This window comes from Pseudomonas sp. G5(2012) (assembly GCF_000408945.1).
GTDB lineage: Bacteria > Pseudomonadota > Gammaproteobacteria > Pseudomonadales > Pseudomonadaceae > Aquipseudomonas > Aquipseudomonas umsongensis.
Window position 1 is genome coordinate 38,314 of the sequence record NZ_APIO01000034.1, and the last position, 18,779, is coordinate 57,092.

Annotated in this window: 15 protein-coding genes; 10 read left to right on the top strand and 5 right to left on the bottom strand. The window is 59.5% G+C overall.

The genetic code is table 11. The annotated features are described in order from the left end of the window. Positions 1-96 precede the first annotated feature (96 nt). The 3 genes from gcvT to gcvP all read left to right on the top strand — a co-directional run bounded on the left by gcvT (position 97) and on the right by gcvP (position 4,733). On the top strand, positions 97-1,179 hold the full coding sequence (gcvT, locus tag PG5_RS11410; RefSeq protein WP_020797277.1) for a glycine cleavage system aminomethyltransferase GcvT: 1,083 nt from the start codon (positions 97-99) through the stop codon (positions 1,177-1,179). 50 nt (positions 1,180-1,229) lie between these two features. Then, positions 1,230-1,613: a glycine cleavage system protein GcvH gene (gene gcvH / locus PG5_RS11415; RefSeq protein WP_020797279.1), complete on the top strand. Its 384-nt coding sequence runs from the start codon at positions 1,230-1,232 to the stop codon at positions 1,611-1,613. Between the two features lie 246 nt (positions 1,614-1,859). Beyond that, positions 1,860-4,733 (top strand): aminomethyl-transferring glycine dehydrogenase, encoded by a 2,874-nt coding sequence (gene gcvP, locus PG5_RS11420; protein ID WP_020797280.1) that lies wholly within the window; start codon positions 1,860-1,862, stop codon positions 4,731-4,733. A gap of 142 nt (positions 4,734-4,875) precedes the next feature. Here the strand turns inward: gcvP and PG5_RS11425 are convergent, their stop codons facing one another. The 3 genes from PG5_RS11425 to PG5_RS11435 form a co-directional block, all read right to left on the bottom strand. Next, a complete protein-coding gene (locus PG5_RS11425; RefSeq protein ID WP_020797281.1) occupies positions 4,876-5,193 on the bottom strand; it encodes a DUF2388 domain-containing protein in 318 nt (105 codons plus the stop codon). Between the two features lie 70 nt (positions 5,194-5,263). Continuing rightward, positions 5,264-7,048, bottom strand: a complete 1,785-nt coding sequence (locus PG5_RS11430; RefSeq protein ID WP_020797282.1) for a GspE/PulE family protein — start codon at positions 7,046-7,048, stop codon at positions 5,264-5,266. Positions 7,049-7,137: 89 nt separating this feature from the next. Further along, entirely contained in the window at positions 7,138-7,476 is a 339-nt protein-coding gene (locus PG5_RS11435; RefSeq protein WP_020797283.1) for a hypothetical protein, read from the bottom strand. A 126-nt stretch (positions 7,477-7,602) separates the two neighbouring features. On the opposite strand from PG5_RS11435, the gene PG5_RS11440 reads away from it, so the two are divergent. After that, complete coding sequence (locus PG5_RS11440) at positions 7,603-8,073, top strand: Lrp/AsnC family transcriptional regulator (protein WP_020797284.1); 471 nt, start codon at positions 7,603-7,605, stop codon at positions 8,071-8,073. 86 nt (positions 8,074-8,159) lie between these two features. Here the strand turns inward: PG5_RS11440 and PG5_RS11445 are convergent, their stop codons facing one another. Then, complete coding sequence (locus tag PG5_RS11445; protein ID WP_020797285.1) at positions 8,160-9,527, bottom strand: inorganic triphosphatase; 1,368 nt, start codon at positions 9,525-9,527, stop codon at positions 8,160-8,162. 156 nt (positions 9,528-9,683) lie between these two features. Here PG5_RS11445 and argE point away from each other — a divergent pair, with 156 nt between their 5' ends. Continuing rightward, on the top strand, positions 9,684-10,853 hold the full coding sequence (gene argE, locus PG5_RS11450; protein WP_020797286.1) for an acetylornithine deacetylase: 1,170 nt from the start codon (positions 9,684-9,686) through the stop codon (positions 10,851-10,853). A gap of 148 nt (positions 10,854-11,001) precedes the next feature. Beyond that, positions 11,002-12,300 (top strand): amino-acid N-acetyltransferase, encoded by a 1,299-nt coding sequence (gene argA, locus PG5_RS11455; RefSeq protein WP_020797287.1) that lies wholly within the window; start codon positions 11,002-11,004, stop codon positions 12,298-12,300. Positions 12,301-12,448: 148 nt separating this feature from the next. On the opposite strand, the gene tauA is transcribed toward argA, so the two are convergent. Beyond that, positions 12,449-13,438 carry a taurine ABC transporter substrate-binding protein gene (gene tauA, locus PG5_RS11460; RefSeq protein WP_020797288.1) on the bottom strand — a complete coding sequence of 330 codons (990 nt, stop codon included), beginning with the start codon at positions 13,436-13,438 and terminating at the stop codon, positions 12,449-12,451. Between the two features lie 363 nt (positions 13,439-13,801). Between tauA and PG5_RS11465 the strand changes: the two genes are divergently transcribed. From PG5_RS11465 to ssuE, 4 genes are all read left to right on the top strand, one after another. Next, the gene (locus tag PG5_RS11465; protein ID WP_020797289.1) at positions 13,802-15,145 is read left to right on the top strand and encodes an OprD family outer membrane porin; all 1,344 of its coding nucleotides are present in this window, start codon (positions 13,802-13,804) and stop codon (positions 15,143-15,145) included. A 400-nt stretch (positions 15,146-15,545) separates the two neighbouring features. After that, positions 15,546-16,886 (top strand): OprD family porin, encoded by a 1,341-nt coding sequence (locus tag PG5_RS11470; protein WP_020797290.1) that lies wholly within the window; start codon positions 15,546-15,548, stop codon positions 16,884-16,886. A gap of 320 nt (positions 16,887-17,206) precedes the next feature. Further along, positions 17,207-17,845, top strand: coding sequence for a peroxiredoxin (locus PG5_RS11475; RefSeq protein WP_020797291.1), 639 nt, complete (start codon positions 17,207-17,209; stop codon positions 17,843-17,845). 313 nt (positions 17,846-18,158) lie between these two features. Continuing rightward, entirely contained in the window at positions 18,159-18,752 is a 594-nt protein-coding gene (gene ssuE, locus PG5_RS11480; protein WP_008064947.1) for an NADPH-dependent FMN reductase, read from the top strand. Positions 18,753-18,779: the final 27 nt, after the last annotated feature.

Below are 18,779 nucleotides of genomic sequence, written 5' to 3' on the forward strand. Positions count from 1 at the left end.
ATAAGGTAGTGAAAGCGGCTGGAAGCCTTTTATTTCAAGGTTCCCGCACAAATTATCACTCGACCGCACCTTCGCCACGCCCGGAAGGAGAAACCCATGGGACAGCGTACGCCTCTGTATGACCTTCATCTTGCCCTCGGCGCGAAGATGGTCGATTTTGGCGGTTGGGATATGCCTCTGCATTATGGATCCCAGGTCGAGGAGCACCATCAAGTGCGCCGCGATTGCGGTGTTTTTGATGTATCCCACATGACCGTGATCGATGTCGACGGCCCCCAGGCCAAGGCTTGGCTCCAGCATTTGCTGGCCAACGACGTCGAACGCCTGCATAAACCCGGTACCGCGTTGTACAGCACCATGCTCAATGAGCGCGGCGGTATCGTCGACGACATGATCGTCTATCGTCTCGAAAGCGGTTACCGCTTGGTGGTCAACGCCTCCACCCGCGACCAGGACCTGGCGTGGATGCAGGCGCATCTCGATGGTTTCGACGTACAGCTCAACGAGCGATCCGAATTGGCAATGCTGGCCATTCAAGGCCCCCATGCCCGGCACAAGATTGCCGAGCTGGTGAGCCAGGCACGCGGCGCACTGATCCAGAAACTCAAGCCGTTCGAAGGTCGGCCCGACGGTGACTGGTTCATCGCACGCACCGGCTACACCGGTGAAGACGGCCTGGAAATCATTCTGCCTGCCGACCAGGCGCCGGGGTTCTTCAACGATCTGGTGGGGGCGGGCATTTCCCCCATAGGCCTGGGCGCGCGCGACACCCTGCGGGTCGAGGCGGGCATGAACCTGTACGGTCAGGACATTCACCAGGACGTTTCCCCGCTGGCCTCCAATATGGCCTGGAGCATCGCGTGGGAGCCTTCCACTCGCCAGTTCATCGGCCGCCCGGCGCTGGAAGCCGAGCGCAGCGGTGGCGTACAACATAAACTGGTCGGTCTGGTCCTTGAGGAACGCGGGGTTTTGCGCGCTCATCAGGTGGTTCGCATCGCCAATGTTGGCGAAGGGGAGATCACCAGTGGTAGTTTCTCTCCTACGCTAAGCAAGTCCATTGCACTGGCGCGGGTGCCGATGGCCACCGCCGACCGCGCGGAAGTGGAAATCCGTGGCAAGTGGTACCCGGTCCGAGTGGTCAAGCCGACCTTCGTGCGCCATGGCAAAACCTTGATCTAACCTTTCCCGGCGGATGTTGACCGCCGATAAATTTCCTGAGGACACAGAACATGAGCAATATCCCTGCCGACCTGCGTTTTGCCGAGAGTCACGAATGGGCTCGCCTGGAAGCCGATGGCACCGTCACCGTGGGCATCAGCGATCACGCGCAGGAAGCGCTGGGTGATGTGGTGTTCGTTGAGCTGACTGAAGTCGGCAACGTCTTCGCCGCCGGTGATCAGTCTGGTGTGGTGGAGTCGGTCAAGGCCGCTTCCGACATCTATTCCCCGGTTGCCGGTGAAGTGATCGCGGTCAACGAAGCTCTGAGCGGTGAGCCTGAGTTGCTCAACTCCGACCCGTACGGCGCGTGGATCTTCAAGCTCAAGCCAAGCAACACGGCTGACCTGGACAAGCTGCTTGATGCAGCGGGTTACAAGGCCGCCATCGGCGAGTAAGCCTTCAGCGTTATCTCAAAGCCCCGACCTGTCGGGGCTTTTTTGCTTCTGGCGATTTTTCCCCTGTAGGAGCGAGCACGCTCGCGATGGTCGTCAACGATGACGCTGGAAGCCTGACACCCCGCGGTGTTCTCAGGTTCATCGCGAGCATGCTCGCTCCTACAAGGGTTCGGGTCTGGCATCGACTGCTATGCTGGATTGACCGAGTTGCATCGACGCTGAGCGCCAGCCAAGAGAGAGCCCGTCATGTCCCAGTTGCCGTCCCTGAGCCAGTTACGCGACCCCAATGCCTTTCTTCGCCGCCACCTTGGCCCTGATGCCGCCGAGCAGCAGGCGATGCTCGACTGCCTTGGCCTCGGCAGCCGGGTCGAATTGATCGAGCAGACGGTCCCGCCGGGAATCCGCCTGAACCGACCACTCGACCTGCCGCCAGCCCTCGACGAAGAAGCCGCACTGGCCAAGCTGCGCGGTTACGCTGAGCAAAACCAGGTCTGGACCAGCCTGATCGGCATGGGCTATCACGGCACGTTGACCCCCGCCGTCATCCTGCGCAACGTCCTGGAAAATCCCGGCTGGTACACCGCGTACACGCCCTATCAACCGGAAATCGCCCAAGGCCGGCTTGAAGCGCTGTTGAATTTCCAGCAGTTGACCATCGACCTCACGGGACTTGAACTGGCCAACGCCTCGCTGCTGGATGAAGCCACTGCGGCCGCGGAAGCCATGGCCCTGGCCAAGCGGGTTGCCAAGTCGAAAAGCAATCTGTTCTTTGTCGACGAAAACTGCCATCCGCAGACCATTTCCGTGGTGCAGACCCGTGCCGAAGGCTTCGGGTTCGAGCTGATCGTCGACGCTGTGGATAACTTGAAACAGCACCAGGTATTTGGTGCACTGCTGCAATATCCCGACACCCACGGCGAGATCCGTAATCTACGTCCGCTGATTGATCATCTGCATGCCCAGCAGGCGCTGGCGTGTGTCGCCACTGATTTGCTGAGCCTGCTGCTGCTCACCCCGCCGGGGGAACTGGGTGCCGACGTGGTGTTCGGTTCATCCCAGCGTTTTGGCGTGCCCATGGGTTACGGCGGCCCTCACGCGGCGTTTTTCGCCAGCCGTGACGAGTACAAGCGGGCGATTCCCGGCCGCATCATCGGCGTGTCAAAAGACGCCCGCAGCAACGTTGCCCTGCGCATGGCGCTGCAAACCCGCGAGCAGCATATCCGTCGTGAAAAGGCCAACTCGAACATCTGCACCGCTCAAGTGCTGCTGGCCAATATCGCCAGCTTCTACGCGGTTTATCACGGCCCCGAAGGGCTGAAACGGATTGCCCAGCGCGTCCATCGGCTGACCTGCATTCTTGCCGCGGGCCTTGAGCGCAAGGGCATTACCCGTCTCAACCAACACTTCTTCGACACCCTGACCCTGGAGGTCGGTGGCACCCAGACCGCAATCATCGAAAGCGCCCAGGCCGCGCAAATCAACCTGCGCATTCTGGGGCGTGGGCAATTGGGTGTGAGCCTCGACGAAACCTGCGATGAAACCACGGTGGCGAAACTGTTCGACCTGTTCCTGGGGGCCGATCATGGGCTCAGTGTCGACGAGCTGGACGCTGAAACCCTGGACGGCGGCATTCCCGACACGCTGGCACGGACCTCGCCCTATCTGCGCCACCCGGTGTTCAACGCCCACCACAGCGAAACCGAGATGCTGCGCTACCTCAAGCAACTGGAAAACAAGGATCTGGCACTCAATCAATCGATGATCCCGCTGGGCTCGTGCACCATGAAGCTCAACGCCACCAGCGAAATGATCCCGATTACCTGGCCGCAGTTCGCCAACCTGCACCCGTTTGCGCCCAGAGAACAGGCCCTCGGTTATTCATTGATGATCGAAGAACTGGAGCGCTGGCTTTGCGCGATTACCGGTTTTGATGCGATCTGCATGCAGCCCAACTCCGGGGCCCAGGGCGAATATGCCGGCCTGCTGGCGATCCGCAAATACCACGAGAGCCGCCAGCAGGGCGGGCGGGATGTCTGCCTGATTCCTTCGTCGGCCCACGGCACCAATCCGGCCTCGGCGCAGATGGCCGGGATGCGCGTGGTGATCGTCGAGTGTGACGAGGCGGGCAACGTCGATCTGGAGGACCTGAAAGACAAGGCCGCCCAGGCCGGGGATAAGCTGGCGTGCCTGATGGCGACTTATCCATCGACCCACGGCGTGTATGAAGAAGGCATCAGCGAAATCTGTGAAGTTATCCACAGCCACGGCGGCCAGGTGTACATGGACGGCGCCAACCTCAACGCCCAGGTCGGGCTGGCGCGCCCGGCGGACATTGGCGCCGATGTGTCACACATGAACCTGCACAAGACCTTCTGCATTCCCCATGGCGGCGGCGGGCCGGGCATGGGGCCGATTGGCGTGCGCGCCCACCTGGCGCCGTTCGTGGCCAATCACCCGGTCGTGCCTATCGAAGGACCGCAACCACAGAATGGCGCAGTCAGTGCGGCGCCCTGGGGCAGTGCAAGCATCTTGCCGATCAGCTGGATGTACATCGCCATGATGGGGCCGCAATTGGCCGACGCCAGTGAAGTGGCGATCCTGGCGGCCAATTACCTGGCGCGGCACCTGTCCGGCGCGTTTCCGGTCCTCTACACCGGCCGCAACGAGCGAGTGGCCCACGAATGCATTCTCGACTTGCGACCCCTCAAGGCGCTGACCGGCATCAGCGAGGAGGACGTTGCCAAGCGCCTGATGGACTACGGCTTCCATGCACCCACCATGTCGTTCCCGGTGCCGGGAACGTTGATGGTCGAGCCCACCGAAAGCGAATCGAAGGCAGAGCTGGACCGTTTTATCGGCGCGATGCTGAGCATCCGCGCGGAAATTACCGAGGTGCAGAATGGCAACTGGCCGGCCGAGGACAACCCGTTGAAACGAGCGCCGCATACGCTGGCGGACATCACTGGCGTGTGGGAACGGCCTTACAGCATCGTGCAGGCGGTCACACCGGATGCGCACACCAAGGCGCACAAGTATTGGCCGGCGGTGAACCGGGTGGACAATGTCTACGGCGACCGGAACCTGTTTTGTGCGTGTGTGCCGCTGGACGAATACCGTTAGGCAAGGTCAAAAGATCGCAGCCTGCGGCAGCTCCCACATGGTAATGCGATCCCCCGTAGGAGCTGCCGCAGGCTGCGATCTTTGCTTTTAAACGTCCATAAAAAATGCCGCTCATATGGGCGGCATTTTTTGTTCGGCAACCTTATTCCGAAGCCACGGCATTCTTCGCCAGGATCGCATTCGCCAGTTCCATATCCGTGGCCTGCAAACCCGGGTTGTCGGCGCGGACTTTCTGCATTGCCGCTTCCAGGTACGGGCCGCGGATGCTGCCGTCACTGGCCACAAAGCTGCCGGCATCGTCCTGGGCCGCGACGATCATCTTGTTATCCTTGAACGTCAGGTAGGTCGAGCCGGTGGTTGCACCGGAGGTAAGGACGTTACGCCAAAAGCTATCAGCCATCGCCGAGCCGACAGGCAGGGACAACAAGGCGATGGTAGCGACAGCAACTTTGAAACGCATGATGGGTGACTCCACTGATTAACTGCGATGTTGGATTGTCGACCCCCAATCGAGTTCCGTAACGGTCCACCTACTTCTGCTCGCTCTGCGGAGTCACCCGCAACACCTCCTCAATCGTCGTCAGGCCCGCCGCCACTTTCTGCGCCCCCGACAGTCGCAGGCTGCGCATGCCCTCCTTGAACGCCTGGCGCCGCACCGCCAGCAAGTCAGTGTCGGGATTGATCAGCGCCTTCAAGCCGTCGCTCAATTGCATGATTTCGTACACCCCGGCACGACCGTGGTAGCCGGTATCGCGACATTCCAGGCAGCCAATGGCGCGCTGGGCGTTGCCAGGCAAGGGGGCCTGCCAGGGCCGGGTCAGGGTTTGCCAGTCTTCCTCGCCCAGGGTTTGCGGGGCCTTGCAGTGTGGGCACAGGGTGCGCACCAGGCGTTGGGCCATCACGCCGAGTACGGTGGCCTTGATCAGGTAGTGCGGCACGCCCAGTTCCAGCAAACGGCTGATGGCGCTGGGTGCATCGTTGGTGTGCAGCGTCGATAACACCAGGTGCCCGGTGAGGGCCGCCTGGATGGCCATCTCGGCGGTTTCCAGGTCGCGGATCTCGCCAATCATGATGATGTCCGGGTCTTGCCGCATCAGCGCCCGGACACCGGCGGCGAAAGTCAGGTCGATGTTGTGCTGGACCTGCATCTGGTTGAACGCCGGCTCGACCATTTCTATCGGGTCTTCGATGGTGCAGAGGTTGACTTGCGGCGTCGCCAGTTTTTTCAGCGTGGTGTAGAGCGTAGTGGTCTTGCCCGAACCGGTCGGCCCGGTGACCAGGATAATGCCATTGGGCTGGCGGGTCATGTCCTGCCAGCGCCGCAGGTCATCGGCGGAAAAACCCAACTGATCGAAATCCTTGAGCAGCACTTCCGGGTCAAAGATCCGCATGACCATTTTTTCGCCGAAGGCCGTGGGCAAGGTCGAGAGCCGCAACTCGACTTCTCCACCCTCCGGAGTCTTGGTTTTCACCCGGCCGTCCTGGGGTTTGCGTTTCTCCGCAACGTTCATTCTGCCCAGGCTTTTGAGGCGACTGACGATGGCCATGGTCACCTGGGGCGGGAATTGGTAGACGTTGTGCAATACGCCGTCGATGCGGAAGCGCACCGTGCCCTGTTCGCGTCGGGGCTCGATGTGGATATCGCTGGCGCGCTGCTGGAAGGCGTACTGGAACAGCCAGTCGACGATATTGACGATGTGCGCGTCGTTGGCGTCGGGCTCCTGGTCGCTGGCGCCGAGGTTGAGCAACTGCTCGAAATTGCCCAGGTGGCTGACCTGCTGATCGGCGCTGTTCGCGCCGCTGACCGATTTGGCCAGGCGAAAGAACTCCACGCTGAAACGCTGGATGTCCACCGGGTTGGCCACCACGCGCTTGATCGGCAACTTCAGCACGTGGGCCAGGTCTGCTTCCCAACCCGTTACATAAGGCTGGGCGCTGGCGATGGTTACTGCGTCGCGATCGACCGACACCGCGAGAATCTTGTGGCGCTGGGCGAAGGCGTAGGACATCAGCGGCGTCACGGCCGCGACGTTGATTTTCAGCGGATCGATCCGCAGGTAAGGCTGGCCCGCCTGCTGGGATAGCCACAGGGTCAGGCTTTCAAGGTCGAGGTGCTTGCCCGGACGGCTGAGGTCGTCCAGGTGTTGGCTGGCGATGAACTCCAGCGGGTGTATCTGGCCATCGGCGGCGTGACGGCGTCGGGCGTTCAACGCCTGTTCGGCCGAGTCCTGGCTGACAAAGCCCTGGGCGACCAGTTCACGCAGCACATCATTGAGGTCCAGCCAGCGGTCCTGAAGGGCGATTTGAACGGACATGCGGGCTCCTTTTGAAAACAGTGCGCAAAGGATAGTCGTGACCCTGCAAGCCGTTGGGCCACTACCCGACGAAGCCGTATCGGGGTTTTTCAGCCCGCCGCCAGAACCGCTTCTCCCCAGGCGCAATCCGCCGCTTGCAGATCGACCGAACAGACGCTGATCAGGTTGCGCAGTTTTTGCGCAATCACCTGGGCGCGATGCCAGCTCAAGCCGTCGACGACCACATCGATGGCCAGCAAATCGTCGTGACGCTGCACCTGCACCTGCTGCGGGGTCAGGCACTGCAAGGCAAACAGGTTGAGCGCGCGGCATAACAGGTCCGGTTCGGCTTCGGCGAGCAATTGATAGTGAACGCGGCAATGGGTGTTGCCGGCATTCCAGGCATCGGCGCGGGTTAGCGAGGTATTCACGGCTTCCAGGTAAGGCATGCTCGATCTCCAATCTGATTGGAGAAATTTTTACATTCGGTGGCGGGTATTTCTTATCTATGATTGGACATATTCGCGTTATGTTGAATTAAGTAATTCGCAAGATCATCAGTTGAAGGTTTTTTTATGCATAGCGAGTTGGACAGCTACGACCGTAGGATTCTCGCCTTGCTGCAGGAGGATGCTTCGCTTTCAAGCGCGCAGATCGCCGAACAGGTGGGGCTTTCGCAGTCACCCTGTTGGCGGCGGATTCAGCGAATGAAAGAGGAGGGGATCATTCGCAGCCAGGTCACCTTGCTCGACCGCAAGAAAATCGGCCTGAACACGCAGATTTTTGCCCAGGTAAAACTCAACGCCCATGGCCGTTCGAACTTCACCGAGTTCACCGAGGCCATTCGAGGTTTTCCTGAAGTATTGGAGTGCTACGTGCTGATGGGGGCGGTGGACTTCATGTTGAGGATCGTCGCGGCGGATATCGAGGCGTACGAGCGGTTCTTCTTCGAGAAGCTGTCGCTGGTGCCGGGGATACAGGAGGTGAACTCGATCGTGGCGTTGTCGGAGATCAAATCGACGACCAGTTTGCCGGTGTTGCGGTAAAGCAAAAGATCGCAGCCTGCGGCAGCTCCTACAGGGGTACACAATTCTATGTAGGAGCTGCCGAAGGCTGCGATCTTTTAGCGGTGTTACAGACGCAGAAGCATCTTCCAGGCACGATTCTGATAAACCGCGATCGCCTGCTGCTTGCGCGCATCCAGGGTTTCGTCGGTGATCGGCTCGTTGGCCAGTTGCGCCAGCTTGTTCAGCTCGCCGTAGAGGCGATCCATTTCCGGGATCTCCAGCACGTTGCGTGCGTGGTGCAACCAGACCTGAATGCGCTCGATACGCGGCAGTTGCTCGGCCAGGTCTTCCGGCTGTTGCTGGTAGCGCTGCAATTGCAGCGAGGTGGCTTCCTCGCCCAGCAGGCGCGGCAGCCAGCTGCCCAATTGCGCGGCGCCCTGGCGATTGCCCCGGGTATTACGCTCGGCGGTCCAGGTGCGGGCCAGCAACCAACGCGAGGTGTTCAGGGAGAACAAGCCCCAACGCGGGTCTTCGAGTTCTTCGAGGAACTGCTCCGGCGCGGCTTTGCGAACGTCTTCATCGTCCAGGCCAGCCTGTACCAGCGGGCGCCAGTCTTCCAGCAGGGCGTCGAGGGCGACACGCAAATCGTGGGTCGACTGGCGCGGTGCGGCTTGACCGAGGCTGCTGATCAGCGCGCGCATTTCAGCCAGGTTCTCGACCCAGTCCTGCAACAGGCGCCAGTGGCCATTGAAACGATACTGCTCGGCCAGGCGCTGGCTGCTGCCCAGCAAGTGCCAGCTGAGTGCGGCGAAGGCGTCGTCCAGTGGCGTTTCGGCGCTGATCTGCGGTGCCGGCAGGCTCAAGGAGTAACTGTGGGCGTCGTACAGGCGATAGCCACGTTCGGCCTTGCTGATGTCGCATGGCATCAGCGCCAGTTTTTCAGCCAGTTCGGCGGCCAGTTCCAGCAGCGCAGCGGGTTCGCCTTCGCGCAATTCCAGTTCCAGTTCGCAGATTTCTTCTTTTTGCTTGCCGACCACCACGTGGCCCAGGTCCAGTGCCGCTTCGATGACCACTTTGGTCTTGCCGCGGCCCCAGGCGATTTCCGCGCGCTCGCGGACGAAGTCGGTGGTGAAGATGGCTTTCAGGGTTTTCTTGTCCAGCTCGGCCAGTTCTTCGGGCCAGCATTCGCCGTCCAGTTTTTTCAGGTCGAGCTTGGCTTTGGGCAGGTTCCAGTCGTACTCGTTACGTACGGACAGGCCAGCGACGCTTTGGCCGCGGGTCTTGAGGGTCTGGATCACTTCTTCGCCATCCTTGCGCAGGCGCAGGGCGACTTTGGCCCGGGCCAGGTCACGCTCAGGGGTGTCGAAGTATTGATTCATCAACTCACGGCGTTCCCAGCCACTTTTGTTGCGTTTTTTCAGTAACGGGTGCTCGCGCAGGGCGGCGAGGGTTTCGCGGCTGACGCGGAGCTTGATTTCGGTTTCTTTCTGCATGGCCGGAAAATCCAGGATCGGGAGCGCAGCCGGGGGAAAAGGTGGCTGCCAAGGTCGTGCAGTGTACAGGACTCAACCTGCCTACGCCGTGCGACGGTTTATTCCTGTCACCGGATGGCTCTATGATGGACTTCAATTCGGGAGTTGGAGTCAGCGATGCCTTTGCCGTCCATGAAAGATCAGTTCGCTGCACTGATCGCTGCGCCATCCGTCAGTTGCACCCAGCCAAGCCTCGATCAATCCAATCGTCCGGTGATCGACTTGCTGGCCGCCTGGCTCGGTGATCTGGGTTTTGCCTGCGACATCCAGCAGGTCAGCCCCGGCAAATTCAACTTGCTGGCCAGTTTTGGCAGTGGCCCCGGCGGGCTCGTGCTGGCCGGTCACAGTGATACGGTGCCGTTCGATGGCGCGTTGTGGCAGACCGACCCCCTGAAGCTGACTGAGGTCGACGGGCGCTGGGTCGGCCTGGGCAGTTGCGACATGAAGGGCTTTTTCGCCCTGGCCATCGAAGCCGTCCGGCCGCTGCTCGACCAACCGTTCAAGCAGCCGCTGCTGATCCTTGCCACCTGCGATGAAGAAAGCTCGATGTCCGGCGCCCGGGCACTGGCCCAGGCGGGACGGCCGCTGGGACGTGCAGCCGTGATCGGCGAGCCGACCGGGCTCAAGCCGATCCGCATGCACAAAGGCATCATGATGGAGCGCATCGATATCCTCGGGCAGAGCGGCCACTCCTCGGACCCGCGCCTGGGGCACAGCGCACTCGAAGCCATGCACGATGCCATCGGTGAACTACGCGGCTTGCGCCTGTTGTGGCAGCGTGAATTCCGTAATCCGCAATTCAGCGTGCCGATGCCGACCATGAACTTCGGCTGCATCCATGGTGGCGACAACCCCAACCGCATCTGCGGCCAGTGTTCGCTGGAGTTCGATCTGCGGCCGTTGCCGGGCATGGATCCCAAGATCCTGCGAGCCGATATTTCGCAGAAGCTCAAGGCGATTGCCGAGCGGCACCAGGTAAAAATCGATTACGCACCGCTCTTCCCCGAAGTGCCTCCTTTCGAGCAGGCTGAGGATGCGGAACTGGTACGCATTGCCGAAAAGCTCACCGGCCATGGCGCCGAAGCAGTGGCATTTGGCACCGAAGCGCCTTATCTTCAGCGACTTGGCTGCGAAACACTGGTGCTTGGCCCGGGCGATATCGCCTGTGCCCACCAACCGGGGGAATTCCTCGAAATGTCACGTTTGCAGCCTACGGTGCATCTATTACGACAGTTGATTGAACATTACTGCCTGACGCCGGCCCAAAAATCGGTACCAACCGGTTGAATGCGCAGTTTAAATTGCCGGTGTCCCAACCCGTATTCATGAGGAGAGCGCGCGTGTCGCCAAGCCTGTTCCGACGATAACCATCAGCCCGCTGTGCGTTTTCTGTTCCGCCCTTTTTTCGGCTGCTATTTATTACAGGCCCAGGTTCATGCCCGAATACGTCAATTGGCTTCGTCACGCTTCGCCCTACATCAACGCCCACCGCGATTGCACCTTTGTCGTCATGCTGCCCGGCGATGGCGTTGAACACCCGAACTTCGGCAACATCGTCCACGACCTGGTGTTGTTGCACAGCCTGGGCGTGCGCCTGGTGCTGGTGCACGGTTCGCGCCCGCAAATCGAAGCACGCCTCGAGTCTCGCGGCCTGACCCCGCATTACCACCATGGAATGCGCATTACCGATGCGGCGACCCTGGAGTGCGTGATCGATGCGGTCGGCCAACTGCGCATCGCCATCGAAGCGCGGCTGTCCATGGACATGGCGTCTTCGCCGATGCAAGGCTCGCGCCTGCGGGTGGCCAGCGGCAACCTGGTGACGGCGCGTCCCATCGGCGTGCTTGAAGGTGTCGACTATCACCACACCGGTGAAGTGCGTCGGGTTGACCGCAAGGGCATCAATCGCTTGCTGGACGAGCGCTCCATCGTGCTCTTGTCGCCACTGGGCTATTCGCCGACCGGCGAAATTTTCAACCTCGCTTGTGAAGATGTCGCCACGCGCGCGGCCATCGACCTGGGCGCAGACAAACTGCTGCTGTTTGGCGCCGACCTTGGTTTGATCGATGAACACGGCAGGCTGGTACGCGAACTGCGTCCGCAGCAGGTGCCGGCGCATTTGCAGCGTCTGGGCAGCAATTACCAGGCCGAGCTGCTGGATGCCGCCGCTGAAGCCTGCCGTGGCGGCGTGGCCCGCAGCCATATCGTCAGCTATGCCGAAGACGGTGCGCTGCTGACCGAGCTGTTTACCCGTGACGGTGGCGGTACGCTGGTGGCCCAGGAGCAATTCGAGGTGGTGCGCGAAGCGGCCATCGAAGACGTCGGCGGCTTGCTGGACTTGATCAGCCCGCTGGAAGAGCAGGGCATCCTGGTACGCCGCTCCCGCGAAGTACTCGAGCGTGAGATCGAGCAGTTCAGCGTGGTCGAGCGTGAGGGCATGATCATCGCCTGCGCGGCGCTGTATCAGATCGCCGATTCCGATGCCGGAGAGTTGGCGTGCCTGGCGGTGAACCCGGAGTACCGTCATGGCGGTCGCGGTGATGAGCTTCTCGAGCGCATTGAAACCCGTGCACGGGCCCAGGGGTTGAAAACCTTGTTCGTCCTCACCACGCGCACGGCTCACTGGTTCCGCGAGCGTGGCTTCGTGCCGAGCAGCGTCGATCGCCTGCCGTCGGCACGGGCGTCGCTGTACAACTACCAGCGTAACTCGAAGATCTTCGAAAAAGCCTTGTGATTGTGCGGTCACGGTCGACCGGATCGTTCCCAAGCTCTGCGTGGGAACGCCTCAACGGACGCTCCGCGTTTGGCTTCTGAGTGGGGACGCGGAGCGTCCCGGGCTGCATTCCCACGCGGAGCGTGGGAACGATCAAGTGCAGGGGGGGTTATTGCTGCACGAATTTTGCGCTGACATACGGTGAGTAATCCGGCAGCACCGTTTCAACCTTCCCCTGTTCCTTCAAGAATTTCGCCGTCTCGCCAATCGCCAGCGCCGTACCGCCGGCCAGCAGGGCGCTGGTCTGTTGTGCCTTGGCATCCGGGAACGCGGACCCGGCCAGCAATTCCGGTACATCGGCTGCATTGGCTCCGGTCAATTTGGCGATTTTCTGCACCGGTACCGAATCCTCGGTCCAGCTGTCCTTATGCGCCGCATAGTCGGCAAATGAGTCGAGGGTGACCTTGGCGAACCGGGCGATGACCTCTGGGTGCTTCTCGGCGTAATCCTTGCGCGCTACCCAGACTTCGAAGGTCGGTGCACCCCATTGGCCGACTTGTGCGGCATCGGTCAAGGTCTTGCCGGTCTTGCGGATTTCCCCCAGGGCTGGCGACCACACAAATGCGCCATCAATGTCTCCACGCTTCCAGGCGGCGGCGATTTCTGCCGGTTGCAGGTTCACCACTTTGACTTTCGACGCGTCCAGGCCCCAGTGCTTAAGCGCGCCCAACAGGCTGTAGTGGGATGTGGAAACGAACGGCGTGGCGATGGTCTTGCCGATCAGATCTTGCGGTTTTGCGATACCACTGCCATTGCGCACCACCAAGGCTTCGGCGGCATTGATCTGTGCGGAAACGAGGAACGCGACGATCGGCAGATTGCGCGAGGCCGCGGCGGCCAGTGGGCTGGAGCCGAGGTTGCCGATCTGCACGTCGCCGGAAGCAATGGCGGTGACCACTTCCGGGCCACTGTTGAAGCGCCGCCAGTCGATTTTCTCGCCAATGGTTTTTTCATAAAGGCCATCGGCCTGGGGGACTTTGCTTGGATCAATGCCGGTCTGGTAGCCAACCGTGAGGTTTGCCGCATGGGTGGAAAAAGAAAATACGAGCGATACACAAACTGTAACAAATGGCTTGGATAGTGCGCGTCTGATCGACATGGCGTTGGCCTTTATGAAAGGTTTTGTTTCGGAATTGCTTCCAAACCTAATCGATCTAAAAAACGCCTAATAAATACCATTTAGGAATTAGCTTATGAGCCGGAGGCTCTAGCCTGAGGAAAGGCAAAAAATGAGCGAAATTCCTAAACGGTATGAGAAAAGAAACCATCCATTCTTTTCAGGTTTATGACGAAAGCATGACCGGCAAGGACCAAAAAATCGGGGATTAGACTATGGTCGTAGACACATGTAGTTACGATTGACTTGTGGGTCACGCTCTGGCGCTAATCGCGCATCTTAGATTCCAGGCATATGACCCGGAACCAGGACCAATAAGAATTAGAGACGAGAGGAGTTTAAACAATGAACAAGTCGACCTTGACCCTGGCCGTGGCCGTAGGGGTTCTGGCGCAGCAGGCAGGCGCCGCCGGTTTCATCGATGACAGCAAGGCTTCCGTTAGTTCGCGCACCTATTATTTCGACTCGGATAAGCGTGAAGGTGCCAGTACGCCTGCCAACCGGCAGCGTGAAGCGGCGGAAGGCCTGAAGTTCGATTACCAGTCGGGCTTCACCCAAGGCACCGTTGGCTTCGGTATCGACGCCCAGGCACTGGTCGGCATCCATCTGGACGGCGGCAAGGGCCATCACCCGGACAACAACTCCTTCTCCCCTAGCGATTCCGATGGTTCGGCAGAGAGTTCGTGGAGCCGTTTGGCGGGCAACGTCAAGGCACGCGTCTCGAAGACCGAGGCCCACTACGGGGGTGCCTTGCAGCCCAACATGCCTATCCTGATCGCGAACGACAGTCGCGTACTGCCACAAACCTTTGAGGGTGGCACCATCACCTCGAAGGAAATCGACAACGTGACCTTCAACGTCGGTCAACTCGAGCACGCGACGGGTCGCGCCTCCTCGAACAGCACTGGCCTGTCTGTGGCTGGCGCTACCCAGGACAGCAACCAGTTCCGTTACGCCGGTGCTGACTGGAAGGTCACCAAGGACCTGTTGCTGCAGTACTACTACGCGAACCTGGAAGACTTCTACAAGCAGAACTTCCTCGGCCTGGTGCACGTTTACCCGATCGCGCCTAACCAGTCGTTCAAGACTGACATTCGCTACTTCGACAGCAGCTCCGATGGCAAGAACGGCAGCGGCCAGGCGGGCTACCGGTTCAACAACAACAACGGCTTCGCCAAGACGCCGGGCGAGGTCGATAACAAGACCTGGAGCGCCACGTTCACCTATACCCTGGGTGGCAGTGCATTCCTGCTCGGGCATCAGCGTGTCAACGATGACGGCGGCTTTGTTTTCCTGAACCAGGCCAACGTTGTCGATGGTAACGGACGCAACGAAGGTGCTGGCGGCGCCAGCTTCTACTCGTTTACCGATGCCACCGTCGGCAGCTTTATCCGTGCCGGTGAAAACACCACCTACGGTCAGTACTCTTATGACTTCGCTTCGCTGGGTGTTCCAGGTTTGAAAGCGTCGGCTGCTTACCTGTACGGCCAGGACATCAAGGCCACCAACGGCGTGGGCAAGGACCTGAACGAGCGCGAGACCGACCTGCGTGTGGATTACGTGATTCAAACCGGTCCGCTTAAAGGCTTTGGTACGACGCTGCGTCACGGTATGTATCGTGGTAACACCAGTACCCTTGATGAAGACCAGACCCGTGTGATCTTCAACTACACCTACGCCTTCAAGTAAGCCGTAGCAAAAAGCCTCGTCGGCGGACGGGGCTTTTTTTCGCCTCCCGTTTTATATTCCATAAACAATGCATATGATTATTTTTTATTCTTTTTAGAATTTTACTCAAGCGCTTAAAGTTAGGCCATCCGATACGCACCGTAAGCTTCGGATCGAGTTCCAAATCCCCGAACACCCAAGAATTCCAGGAATCGGCTTGTCGTCGATACCTCGGGCTTTACCGTCGGGGCATATTCCTAAATGCGATTAAAATTTATTTTTCAATTCTTTTTAGGATTATGAAGGGGTATTCTGCGCGGCCCAAAAAAAGACCGATCCAGACGGTCTGGCGCTAATGGCGCCGGCGGATCCAGGGCATTCGACCCAGGACCAAGAATTAGAAAACGATAGGAGCGAAACAATGAACAAGTCCAACCTGGCCGTGGCAGTGGCCGTAGGGGTTTTGGCGCAGCAAGCAAGCGCCGCCGGTTTCATCGAAGACAGCAAGGCAACGTTGGGGCTGCGCAACTTCTACATCAACACCGATTACCGTGATGGTACCGGTCCGAACAAAAACGAAGAGTGGGGCCAAGGCTTCGACCTGCGTTTCACTTCCGGTTATACCCAAGGCACCGTTGGTTTTGGTGTTGATGCGATCGGCCTTCTGGGCGTGCGCCTGGATTCGGGCGGCGGTACAAACGGCGCCACTGCGACGTCCTATGGCGGTACGGTGTTCCCAAGCAAGTCCAACGGCGAAGCGGTTGATAACTTCTCCAGCCTGGGCCTGACTGCCAAGGCCAAGGTTTCCCAGACTGAATTGAAACTGGGCACCCTGCAGCCAAAACTGCCGGTTATCGTGACCAACGATGGTCGCCTGCTTCCACAAACCTGGCAGGGTGGCCAACTCAGCTCGGGCGATATCAAGGACCTGACCTTGATCGGTGGCCAGATCGAGCAGGTAAAAGGTCGTAACTCGAGCAACAACGAACAGTTGTCGATCTCGGGCGCCAACAGCCGTGCCTCAACAGGTCGAGACAGCAATAAGTTCATCTACGCCGGTGGTGACTACAAGCTCACCAAGGACCTGACAGCCCAGTACTACTACGGCAACCTCGAAGAGTTCTACAAGCAACACTTCCTGGGCCTGGTGCACAACTGGGCAATCGGCCCCGGTGTGTTGAAGTCGGATTTGCGCTACTTCAACAGTTCCGATGACGGTGCCAACGGTCACGATCCGCTGTACTTCACCACCGGCAACTACAACGCTCCAAACGGTAAAGGCAAGGTCGACAACAACCTGTACAGCGGCCTGTTCCTGTATTCCGTTGCCGGTCACACCTTTGGTGGTGGTTACCAGGTCAGCAACGGCAGCAGCGATTTCCCGTGGCTGAACCAGGGCGACGGATCGTCGGCCTACATCATCACTGACTCGCAAATCCAGAAGTTCGCCCGTGCCGGCGAACGCACCTGGCAGGCACGCTACTCGTATGACTTCGCCAAGGTTGGCGTGCCTGGCCTGACGGCGGGCGTGGTGTACCTGCATGGCGACGATATCGATACCGTCAACTCTGCCGGTCGCGAAGCGGCCAGCGGCGCTTCCGAGTGGGAACGCGACCTGACCGTGGGTTACGTCGTTCAGTCCGGTGCGTTGAAAAACCTCGGCGTGATGTGGAAAAACGCCAGCTGGCGTACCGATCTGCCGAACACTCGCTCCCAGGACGAGAATCGCCTGATCGTCAGCTACTCGATCCCGCTGTTGTAATAGCGTGTGGGAGCGAGCCTGCTCGCTCCCACAGGGTAACCGACGCAAAAAAAAGCCCCGCCCGGCATCACGCCGGGCGGGGCTTTTGCGTTTTCGAGGCGGGCTCACCCCCGTAAACCGGCCTCGTATTTCCCCTCTTTTACAGCAACTCAAGGCCTTCTCGAACCTTGTGGCCGATGTTGGGGGCGATGGGTTCGGGCGTCCAGTGAAGAGATGTTTAATATTCCTTTGCGATCTAAATAAATCGATATTTATTCTTTTTAATGAATAAAAAATGCAGGCACAGTTGAACTCAACCAGCACTCACCAGGAGCAGCACCATGAGTATCAGACTGGGCGATATCGCCCCGGATTTCGAACAGGATTCCAGCGCCGGTACCATCCGGTTTCACCAGTGGCTGGGCGATAGTTGGGGTGTGCTGTTTTCCCACCCGGCCGACTTCACGCCGGTGTGCACCACCGAGCTGGGCTTTACGGCGAAGTTGAAAGACGAATTCGCCAAGCGTGGGGTCAAGGCCATCGCGCTGTCCGTCGACCCGGTGGAATCGCACCACAGGTGGATCGAAGACATCAACGAAACCCAGGGCACCGTGGTCAACTTCCCGATTCTCGACGACGCCGACCGCAAGGTTTCGGACCTGTACGACTTGATCCATCCGAACGCCAACGACACCTTGACGGTGCGCTCGCTGTTCGTGATCGACCCGAACAAAAAGGTACGGTTGACCATCACCTACCCGGCGAGCACCGGTCGCAACTTCCATGAAATCCTGCGGGTGATCGACTCGCTGCAACTGACCGACAACTTCAAGGTGGCCACCCCGGCCAACTGGCAGGACGGTGATGAGGTGGTGATCGTGCCATCGCTCAAGGATGAAGATGAAATCAGGCAGCGCTTTCCCAAAGGCTATCGAGCCATTAAGCCGTACTTGCGCCTGACACCGCAGCCGAATCGCTGAAGTCTGCGCGTTCCCACGCGCAGCAAAGGAACGCCTCAACGGACGCTCTGCGTTCGGCTTTCGAGGGGACGCGGAGCGTCCCGGGCTGCATTCCCACGCAGAGCGTGGGAACGATCAAGAACACAAAGCAGGGGGTTTTCAGGCCGTTTCGACGGCCTTTTTTTTTGTCAGGAAGAAACTGAAGTTATATCGCCAAAACGAATAACCAAATGAATAAATATGATTTATAGATATATAAATCACCTGTTAAGGTCACTCTATCCAAGCGAGATCGCAAACCGCGAATCGCAACGCCGCTCAAGGAATCGTCTGAATGTTGGTCGTCTCACTCGGTGGCAGCCCCAGCCAGCGCTCCCGTTCCGGGGTGTTGCTGGAGCGCTCCCAGCGTTGGTTGCAAGGGCAGGGTGTGGAAGTGGTGAGCTATCAGGTGCGGGACTTCCCGGCCGAAGACTTGCTGCATGCACGCTTCGACAGTCCGAAGGTGATCAACCTGCTTCAACAGATTGAAAACGCCGATGGCCTGCTGATTGCCACGCCGGTGTACAAGGCTTCTTTCTCAGGTGCGTTGAAAACCGTGCTGGATCTGCTGCCCGAGCGCGCCCTGGCGCATAAAGTGGTGCTGCCCATGGCAACCGGGGGCAGCATTGCCCACATGCTGGCGGTGGATTACGCACTCAAGCCGGTATTGTCGGCATTGAAGGCCCAGGAGCTGCTCCAGGGGATTTTCGCCGTCGACAGCCAGATCGCTTACGGCGAAGGCAGTGCGCAGGCACAGTTGGCGCCGGAGCTGGAGCAAAGATTGAACGAGTCGCTGGAGTTGTTTTTCAGCGCCATGGCGCGACGGCCCAAGCCGCTCGACCCGCAGCTATTGAATGATCGTTTGTTGAGTGCTCGCTGGAGCATCTGAGCTCCACTGAACATAAGCCCCATTCCA